The sequence below is a fragment of the Herpetosiphon llansteffanensis genome (assembly GCF_003205875.1).
GTDB classification, from domain to species: Bacteria; Chloroflexota; Chloroflexia; order Chloroflexales; family Herpetosiphonaceae; genus Herpetosiphon; species Herpetosiphon llansteffanensis.
The window spans coordinates 67,202-76,515 of record NZ_PUBZ01000087.1 but is presented as its reverse complement, the minus strand read 5'-3'; the positions used below and the strand labels follow the sequence as shown (position 1 = coordinate 76,515).

General features: G+C 51.3%; 7 protein-coding genes. 1 reads left to right on the top strand and 6 read right to left on the bottom strand.

The window, feature by feature from the left end; translation table 11 throughout:
* Positions 1–238 precede the first annotated feature (238 nt).
* Positions 239–1,771: a PSP1 domain-containing protein gene (locus C5S61_RS10265; protein WP_110514966.1), complete on the bottom strand. Its 1,533-nt coding sequence runs from the start codon at positions 1,769–1,771 to the stop codon at positions 239–241.
* Between the two features lie 188 nt (positions 1,772–1,959).
* Positions 1,960–3,501, bottom strand: a complete 1,542-nt coding sequence (locus tag C5S61_RS10260) for an adenylate/guanylate cyclase domain-containing protein (RefSeq protein WP_110514965.1) — start codon at positions 3,499–3,501, stop codon at positions 1,960–1,962.
* Positions 3,502–3,817: 316 nt separating this feature from the next.
* Here C5S61_RS10260 and C5S61_RS10255 point away from each other — a divergent pair, with 316 nt between their 5' ends.
* Complete coding sequence (locus tag C5S61_RS10255; protein ID WP_110514964.1) at positions 3,818–4,774, top strand: ROK family protein; 957 nt, start codon at positions 3,818–3,820, stop codon at positions 4,772–4,774.
* Positions 4,775–4,846: 72 nt separating this feature from the next.
* Here the strand turns inward: C5S61_RS10255 and C5S61_RS10250 are convergent, their stop codons facing one another.
* From C5S61_RS10250 to C5S61_RS10235, 4 genes are all read right to left on the bottom strand, one after another.
* Complete coding sequence (locus tag C5S61_RS10250) at positions 4,847–5,215, bottom strand: hypothetical protein (protein WP_110514963.1); 369 nt, start codon at positions 5,213–5,215, stop codon at positions 4,847–4,849.
* Positions 5,216–5,324: 109 nt separating this feature from the next.
* Positions 5,325–6,293, bottom strand: a complete 969-nt coding sequence (locus tag C5S61_RS10245) for an NAD(P)/FAD-dependent oxidoreductase (protein WP_110514962.1) — start codon at positions 6,291–6,293, stop codon at positions 5,325–5,327.
* A gap of 10 nt (positions 6,294–6,303) precedes the next feature.
* Positions 6,304–7,422, bottom strand: a complete 1,119-nt coding sequence (locus C5S61_RS10240) for a copper oxidase (RefSeq protein ID WP_110514961.1) — start codon at positions 7,420–7,422, stop codon at positions 6,304–6,306.
* A gap of 525 nt (positions 7,423–7,947) precedes the next feature.
* Positions 7,948–9,297 carry a universal stress protein gene (locus C5S61_RS10235; protein WP_110514960.1) on the bottom strand — a complete coding sequence of 450 codons (1,350 nt, stop codon included), beginning with the start codon at positions 9,295–9,297 and terminating at the stop codon, positions 7,948–7,950.
* Between the last annotated feature and the right edge of the window lie 17 nt (positions 9,298–9,314).

The following is a 9,314-nucleotide window of genomic DNA, read 5'->3' as shown; positions in this document are numbered from 1 at the left end:
AATTTGGTACGTGTCGAGGTGGTTGTGCCCCACGCTGCTCCATCCCGAACCAGGCCGTGAACGCGACACACACCGAGGCTACTGCAGCACCCGCTGTGGGAACGTAGGGGGATGCGTACCATTCCAAGCAACACCGTGAGTACTCCTCGCGGTGTTGTTGTTTTAGCGTCAATTAATGTTATTTTTGCTAGCAAGCAAAAAAGGAGGCCACGTGGTTGAACCACGTGGCCTCCTGCGTTTAACCGCGCCGTTTGCGGCGGCGAGGCGAACGCCGTTCAGTATTCTCTGATTTAGCTGCCTCGGAAGATGGTTTCTCTGGCGCTGCTCGCTCTGGTTGGGCTTGTTGTTGCGCTTTAGGTTTTGGCGCTTGCTGCTGCCCTTGCTGTTGATTGTTATTGTTGCTACCATTGCCTCGTCGCCGGCGGCGTATTGGTTGTTTTGGCTCGTCGGGGTCGTTGGTTGATGGCTGACGACCACGCGGTGTCAGTTGCTCTGGCACTCCGCCCAGCGATTGTTGACGCACAGTTGCTGGTAATTTTGGCCGCTCAGGCGTTGGTGTGGTATCGCCCTTGCGCTTGAAGGCATGGCGTGGCTTGCGCTCGCTCTGCTCAGGCTGGGCACTTGGTGCTGGATTTGGCTCTGGATTGGGATTTTCTGAACGGTTGAAGCGCTTTTGACGCTCAGCTCGATCAAATCGTGGCCGTGGCTCGTTGGGATTTGCCCGCGGTTCTCGTGGCTCAGCTGAATGTGGGCGTGATTGCTGCACTTGCTTGGGCCGTGGCTTGGGCTTATCGCTTGAGCCGTTTGGCTCATCATCAAAGGAACGTAGTTCGTCTAAGCCCCAATCTTCATTATCCCAATTGTTATTGAGTGATGATTTGAGCGTTTCGCCAACTGGGCGGTTGAATCGCTTTTGGGCAATCGGCGCAGCTTCGCCTTGCTCTAGCCGTTCGCGGGCAATCGCTCCAGCAGCACTGGTGATGGTTTCAAGCTGATCGGCTTTGAAATCTAAGTAGTTGCTCTCAATATCCACCGTTACGGTTTCGCGAATGGTGTTGACCGCAACCACATAGCCAATGCCTTCAGGGGTTTTGACCTGCTCGCCACGGGTTGGCAGCTCAGCCTTAATTTCAAGATATTGCTCTTGTTCATATGATAAACAGCAGAGCAAACGGCCACAAACGCCCGAAATTTTCGAGGGATTGAGTGGCAGATCTTGATCTTTGGCCATTTTGACCGAAACGCGAGCAAAATCGGGCAAGAAGGTGGAGCAGCACAATGGCCGCCCACAGGGGCCTAATCCACCAAGTAATTTGGCTTCATCACGCGCTCCAATTTGGCGTAATTCGATGCGCGCATGAAAAATGCGGGCCAGTTCGCGCACCAAGTGACGAAAATCAACCCGTTGCTGCGAGGTGAAATAGATCGTTAAGCGCGTACCATCAAAATTCCAATCGCTGCGAATCAGCCGCATTGGTAAGCGATGAACGCTAATCCGTTCGGCACAAATGCGCAATACGTCGTCGCGGCGCTCAGCGAGCACACGCATCCGATCGTAATCTTCGGTCGTCGGCTGGCGAATAACTGGTTTGAGTTCGGCAATTAAGTCGGAATCAGGCAGATCTTCGATCGGCGCTGCAACTTTGCCAAGCTCAAGCCCGCGCACGGTTTCAACAACCACCGCATCGCCTAGCTCTAAATGGTGTTGATTCGGGTCAAAATGATAGATTTTGCCCGAATCTTTAAATTTAACTCCAACAACCAAGGGCATAGATCAATCCTAAAAAAGTATGAAGGATGAAGGATGAGGTAGGAAGAATAGTAAAACTATCAGAGTTTTAGTGTCATTAAGAAACGGAGATAGTTGCTTTAGCAATCTTGGCAATGATCAAAATAACCTGTTAGAAGCGATTGAGGATGAATTCATCCTTCATCCCTCATCCTTCATCCTTTAAATAATTATCCTTCAAAGCCTTCGCTGGGAAGCGTTTTTCCCATCACGCGGAAGACTTGGACAGTCAGGGCTTTGCCTTTGAGTTGCAATGGCCCGACTTCCTGAACTTGGTAGCTCGCACCAAGCTTGGCAATCGTGGCTTCGCTGGTGTAGACGCTGTTTGGTTCGGCTTTACCTTCAAGCCGCGAGGCCGTGTTTACGGTGTCGCCATGAACAGTATACTCTAAACGTTCGCGCGTGCCGACGAGACCTGCAATAACTCGCCCAGTATTAACCCCAATCCGAATCCGGAAGTGTTTGCTGGCATCGATTTTGGCCATGAGCTTTTGATGCTGCACCAGCATGTCAAGCGCTGTATCAATTGCCCGCTGAGCGTGATCTTCATAATACACGGGAGCACCAAAAAGCGCCATGATTCCGTCGCCAATAAATTTATCGAGCGTGCCGCCATGCTCAAAAATCACGTCGGTCATTACGCTCAGATATTCATTCAAGAGGTTTTGCAGTTCTAATGGCGGCAGGGTTTCGGTCATGGTGGTGAAACCCTGAATATCTGAGAATAAGACGCTCGCATCTTGCTCAACTGGCTTCATGAAGATTTCGCCAGTTTCGTTAATTTGTTGGGCAACCGTGCGGGCAACATCGGGCGAGAGGAAACGGGCATATTGTTGGCGTAATTTTTCTTCGTTGCGAATCTGGTCGGTGAGGTTGGCGCGTTCGATGCCCAACGAGGCTTGGTAGGCCACCGCCGTCAACAATTCGCGGTCGCGGATGCTAAATCGCTCAAGCCCTGGGCTATCGAGGTGAATTAAGCCCAATACGCCAGCCCGGCCAATTAATGGCACACACAGCACGGAGTGAATATTTTGGCTGATGATGCTATCCTGCGAGCCAAATTCGACCCGCGCATCGGAGGTGAGCAAGGCCACGCCCTCGCGTAGCACGCGGCGCGCAATCGTCGAGCTAATGGTCAGCGATTGGGTTTCGCTTGGCGCACGCACGACCATTGGCACAAGCCCATCTTGGCGGGTCATCAGCACCAACCCACGTTCGGCGGGAACCAAACGCAGCACTTCATCCATAATGGTGTCGAGCAATTCGCCCAAATCGAGAATCATATTCAAGCGACTGCTAACTTGATAGAAATTTTGCAAAATATCGTTAGCATCAAGATTCAGCTCGGGCAGCTTGCCCGATGAGATCGAGCGGCTGTTGCTTTGTAATGGCACCAACTCCTCATCGGAAATAATCACGCTGGCGGCGGCTCGATCATCAAATTTAAGCTCGAATGGCCCGATATTAATCAGATCGTTCGCCCGCAGCGCTGCTTCCTTGACCCGCAGCCCATTGACAAACGTGCCATTTGAGCTACCAGTATCGCGTACAAAAACATCGCGGCCACGGCTCTCTAACGAAGCGTGATGGCGCGAAACATGAGGATGGTTTAAAACAATATCATTTTGCCGCGAACGACCAATTTGTAGCCCGCGACTTGTAATTGGAATATTCAGTGATTGCCCATCGATGGTCGCAAGCAAACGTGCCATGAAGTTCTTTCCTACTAGGTTTTGCCTGATCAATCTGTGTGCAAGTATAGCAGATGGCGCAATGATTAGACAGCACTATTTGGCCGATTGTTGCTCACCCCAAGGCAGGATTTTAGCGGTTGGCGCAAGCAGCAATTAATCATCAAAAGCTGCTGAAAATGGCTAATCTACCAGCTGCATTGGTGGTGAAATGCCAACAATTGCTTAGGCTTGGTTAACGGATCTCTGCCTAATTGCCTGCTAAATGGTCGGTTGCGACGCGGGCAACGTGCTATAATCGGACTGTGGGATCAACCATAGCACTAGGAGGTGTTCAATGACTGAACTCTGGAATAGCCTTAAGCAACAAATTGCCCAGCACAATTGGGGATTATTTGGGCCAACAAGCTATGTGCTGGGGGTTGATTTAGGCAGTTATGGCTTGCGCGCGGTCGTCACCGATATTTGCGGCGAGCATCTTTTTCACGCCAACCGCGAACTGGCTGCCGAAAGCAACGCTACAACCGTGCTCGAACAAAGTTTTAGCCTGATCCACGAATTACTTGAAACCAACCATGTTCCTGCCCAACAACTGGTGCGGATTGGAGTTGGCTTTGGTGGCCCAGTCGATGCAGTGCGCGGCATCACCCGCCGTTCGTATCGTATGCCTGGCTGGGATGATTTGAATGTTTGCGAGCAATTTGAAGCTGCATTTGATGCCCAAACCTTGATCGAAAATGATGCCAGCTTGATTGCCTTTGGTGAATATATGTTTGGCGCTGGCCGCGATGTGCAAGACCTTTACTACTTGCATTTGAGCACTGGCGTTGGCAGCGGCTTGGTTTTGAATGGCCAACTGCATCGTGGCGTAACGACGAGCGCTGGCGAAATTGGCCATGCCCGGTATTCCTTGAGCCATCAACGCGAAATCGAAGATTTGCTCTCGATTCGCGGTTTGCTGGCTAGGGCGAATGAACATGGCCTGCAAACCGATGATCTTGACATATTGTTTAACGATGCTGATGCAGGCGCGAAAACGATTAGCGAAGCAGTTGATGTGCTTGGCTTAGGCTTGGCCGGCGTGGTGCAATTGCTTGATCCAGCCTTGTTGGTGCTTGGCGGGATTGTGACACGTAAGGGTGGCGATGCGTTGTGTAGCGCTGTCGAAGCCCAAGTTAATCAACTCATTAGCCCAACACCACAGCGCCATGTGCCGGTGGTGCATTCGTTGTTGGGTGCTGAAGCAGTGGCAATTGGCGGCTTGGCCTTGGCTTTGCAAAGCCTGAATCAATAATTCTCAAGCGCACTGAAATAGAAAACCCGCCGCAAGCTTTGATGCTTGTGGCGGGTTTGTTTAATCCAGATTTTAGCTATCGCCGCGGAGCGAGCTACCTTGGGGTTTCACCTGCGGCGCATTATCATCGTTCAGTTCGTGACGGTTAATTGGTTGTGGCGACGCGGTACCAGCAAGATGTGGTGGTACAAGTGATGGTAAATCTTTGCCTGCCGTGTTATTGGGCTGGTCGTCGCGGTGGGTTGCTTGTTCGGCCATAAAGGCTTGATGGGCAGGGTTTTTGGCTGCCTCAGCTGCTTCTTCGGCAATATGATTAAGCACCGGAGCAACGATTTTTTCGAGGCGCTCGTGGGTGGCGGTAATTTGCTCGTTTTTGCGATCAAAAGCGGCGCGTTCAGCGGCGACAACTTCGGGGGTAAATGGGCGTTCTTGCTCAGTCATACAATCCTCCTTGATTATGCTGAGATCTGAATAAGCAAAGACTATGCCTTAAAAATTAAGGACACAGGGTTTGCCTGTGTCCTGAGGGTGGGAACCGAGCTAAGCGAGGTTAAGCAGTCTTGCCGGCTGCGTTGCTCACTTCTTCAAGCGTGAGCTTATGTACAAGCAGGTATTCGTAGGCACTGACGGCGGCGCGCACACCATCGCCAATTGCAATTAACACTTGCTCACCAAGGACACTGTTGCTCACATCGCCAGCGGCAAAGATGCCATGGCAGGGTGAGCTGTTATATTCATCGACAATCACAAAGCCATCTTCATCGAGCACATCAACATTGCCGTTGTTGAGAAAACCAGTGTTTGGCTGAATGCCAATATCAACAAACAGCCGATCGACCGGAATATGCTGTAACGATGAGCCACGTTCAATCACAATTTGCTTGACCGAATTAATCCCCACTACATCGCGAATCGTCGCTTGGGGAATAATCGTGACATTTGGCATACGCCGAATTGCATCAACCAACTGGCTTTCGGGCAAGTGCTCATCGGGCGTAACCCAATAAATATGGCTTGAACTTAGCACAATCTCGGCAACCCCGCGAACGGTACGCGGCGTTACACCATAGACAGCAACTCGTTGGCCTTGAGTTTGATGGGCGAAGGTTGTGATTGAATAACCTAAGCCCACCCCAAACAGATGTTGAATGCCTGGCAAGGGCAAGCGATTGGGAGCTGCGCCGCTGGCAACCACGACTGAACGAGCGTAGCGTTCGCCGTATTGTTGGGTATCGACCACAAACATGCCATTGGTTTTGCGCAGCCCCACCACACGATCGTTAATGTGCGCGACTGATGATTGATGATTTGAAAGCTGGCTAATCAGGCGTTCCACAAGATCGTGTCCGGGCAGAACGTTGATCGTGCCGTTGACTGTGCGGTTATGTGCCCAGCCCGCTTTGCCGCCGAGATCGGCGTAAATCATCAGCGTGCGTAATTGTTTGTTTTGGGCATAAAATGCCGCTGCCAATGCCGATGGTCCGCCGCCAATAATCAAAATATCGTACACGATACTCATGGTCGCGCTCCTATTCGACGATTAGCGCTGTAACCATCCCAAACATGCCGTGTTCGCTTTCAGCGTGTGACAAAATGTGGCAGTGGAAGGCCCAGACACCTGGGTCAGTACAATCGACAATCACATCCCAGCGTTCGCCTGGCGCAACGTTGAGCGTATCGCACATAAATGGTTGTGGTAAGTTCCACCCATCTTTGGCGAATACCAACTGTGGCATGCCGTGCAAGTGCATTGGGTGAATCATCAAGCCTTCATTCATATAGCGAATCCGAATTTTTTGGCCCAACTTGGCGGTCAGCGGTACAGTTGCTGGGAAGCCTTTGCCATTAATGGTGAAGCCTTGGGCGGTATCATTCAAGACCAAGGTAAATTCTTTGTCGTAGGCTGGGTCTTTGCTCTTATCTTTTGGCTCGACGATAAATGGCCCAAGCAAGCCCATCGAGACTTGTTTGGTTGAGTTATGGTGCGAGTGATACATGTGCGAGCCAGAATTGCGCACGGTAAATTCATAGGTATAGGTTGAGCCAGGCGTAATTGGTGGCTGAGTGATAAATGGCACACCATCTTGATTGTTTGGCACAAACAACCCATGCCAGTGCACAGCCGTGCTTTCATCAAGCTGATTGGTGACCAAAATCCGCACTTTATCGCCTTCGGTGACGCGAATTTCTGGGCCTGGCAATTGGCCGTTGTAGGTCCAAGCTTCGAGTTTGCGGCCTGGTTCAACTTCCCACATGGTTTTTTGGCAGGTCAATTCAAATACTTTGACATCGCCTTCCATGCGATATTCGAGTGGCTGCATGCTGAGGCCTTCGGTTTTAGCTGGAAACAGCTTAATGCCGGCTTCATGCATTTTATCCATTTCTTCCCAAGCTTTGGCCCCGCTATCGGTGGTTGGAGTACCTGCATTGCCGGTGCCATGGCCACCATTGCCGTGGTCGGTGCCAGCGGCAGCGGTTGTAGCAGTTGCTGGTGGAACGGTTGCTGGCTCGATGGTTAGCGCACTTTCGCGGCCACACGCGACCATGGTTCCTGCGGCAGCCGCCATCCCCGTCCAGCGCAAGAAGCTGCGGCGCGAGGTTGGCGCATTTAATACTTGTTCGATAGGTTGTTGTTCGTTGCGGTCCATGATCGTGTATCCCCCTAAATTGCACGCCATATCGGCTTTGATATGCATCTAGTGTACTTGCCAATCGACCGCTGAAACTAAAAGATTTGTCTACCCTTCGTTGTCGTTCGGCTACTTTTGTTATCTTTGGGGATCGGTTGTTGAGGGTAAGAACATAGAGCATCGAAAGTATGAAGGATGAGGGATGAAGGATGAAATACCAAAGTTAAAAATCAAAAGGCAAAACCACAAATGATCAGTTTTAACGCAGAGGCGCAGAGAAATGCTGGTTACAGGCTATGGGCTAGCGGAACATTTGGTGGTATAACATTGGTTCCAAAAGCCTATCGCCGATAGCCCATAGTCTCATCTTCGTGCTCTTCGTGTCCTTCGTGGATCAAAAAAGGGATCGCTATTACGGCGCTTTCATCCGATAGCCACAAGCCTATAGCCCATAGCCAATTTCCCTTCGTGGATCAAAAAGCGCCCCAACAGCACCTAAAATTGGGCACTGCTGGGGCGCTTCTCGCTCATCACACAACCAGCTTAGAGTGGTTGGCCACGTTCAGCTGCTTGCTCAACTGCGCGTACCAAGAAGATTGGTTGTTGGCTAGTACGAATCAGTTTGGTCGCAACGCTGCCCATCCACATGCGGCTGAAGCCACTGCGGCCATGGGTTGCCATAACGATCATACTCGCAACTGCATCATTGGCAATTTCGTTGATCATCTCTGCTGGTATACCACTTACGACGAGGTGGCGCATGCGCAGGCGTGGCGTTTGCAACGATTGCTCAAGCTGCTGCAAATATTTTTGGGCTTGTTCACGAGCTTGCGATTTTTCGCCAGCGCTCCACATTGGCACAACGCCAGCCTCGACCAAGCCCGGTTCGTCGAGACCAGGTGTAACACTCAGCAACACCAGCTCTGCTTGATGGGCTTCTGCTAGTTGGCTGGCTAATGGTAAGGCTTGTTCGGCCAAGTCTGAGCCATCGAGTGGCACAATAATCGTGCGCAATTCTGGCGGAATTTTGAAGGTTTCAACTTTGTTTTCATCGCCATGGATGACCAAGATTGGCACTGGCGTTGCTTGGACTAATTTTTCGGCCACGCTGCCAAGCACCCATCGCCCAAGCCCGCTGCGGCCATGGCTGGCCAGCACAATTTCGCGCACATTAGTTTGATCGGTCGCAAATTGAACAATTGCTTGGGCTGGGTCGCCTTCAAGCACGCTGGTTCGAATGGTTAAACCTTGTTGTTCGTAGCGAGCTTTGAGTTCATCAAGATAGGTTTGGGCTGCTTGACGCTCGTCATCGAGCCATTGGCGCGTATCAACTGCACTTGGCACTGGCCATGCATAGGCTGTGACCAATGTCGGGAAGCCAACAACCCGAATTAAATGCAGGACACTGCTGTTGCGGCGGGCTAAAACCACCGCATAATCCAAGGCCTGTTCTGCTAAGCGTGAACCATCAAGTGGAATCAACATTTGGCGTTCCATAATCAATCCTCCTTTGGATTGGAGAGCGACATTGCTCTCAACAAGGTGATCAAGTTCACCAAGTAGGGGCGCTAACGAGCTAGGTTTTTCGAGGTACGACGTGATTGGTAAGTTGCGTAAGCGTTGGCGCATGCTTGGCGAACTGCCTGAAGCCACCACGGCAATTGCGGTTGCGGGTTGCTCCTCACACAATTGCTCCAGCAACCGCAATCCATGCAGCCGATATGGGGCCGGATCAATCACGACTAAGTTCGGTCGATGCGCCTGAACACTAGCCCAATCAGCTTGTTTGACAATATTGACTTGGACGTTCTGGCCCCAACGGCGCTGAAAGCGCGCGGCGGTTGTTTGGGCTGAACCTTGATCTGGGTCAATGATGACGATTGAGAAGTTCATGGCTTGCTATCCTTATT

Bases quoted from the DNA above. Each gene is read 5' to 3' on its own strand.
- C5S61_RS10265 (WP_110514966.1), bottom strand. From the start codon at position 1,771: ATGCCCTTGGTTGTTGGAGTTAAATTTAAAGATTCGGGCAAAATCTAT.
- C5S61_RS10260 (WP_110514965.1), bottom strand. From the start codon at position 3,501: ATGGCACGTTTGCTTGCGACCATCGATGGGCAATCACTGAATATTCCA.
- C5S61_RS10255 (WP_110514964.1), top strand. From the start codon at position 3,818: ATGACTGAACTCTGGAATAGCCTTAAGCAACAAATTGCCCAGCACAAT.
- C5S61_RS10250 (WP_110514963.1), bottom strand. From the start codon at position 5,215: ATGACTGAGCAAGAACGCCCATTTACCCCCGAAGTTGTCGCCGCTGAA.
- C5S61_RS10245 (WP_110514962.1), bottom strand. From the start codon at position 6,293: ATGAGTATCGTGTACGATATTTTGATTATTGGCGGCGGACCATCGGCA.
- C5S61_RS10240 (WP_110514961.1), bottom strand. From the start codon at position 7,422: ATGGACCGCAACGAACAACAACCTATCGAACAAGTATTAAATGCGCCA.
- C5S61_RS10235 (WP_110514960.1), bottom strand. From the start codon at position 9,297: ATGAACTTCTCAATCGTCATCATTGACCCAGATCAAGGTTCAGCCCAA.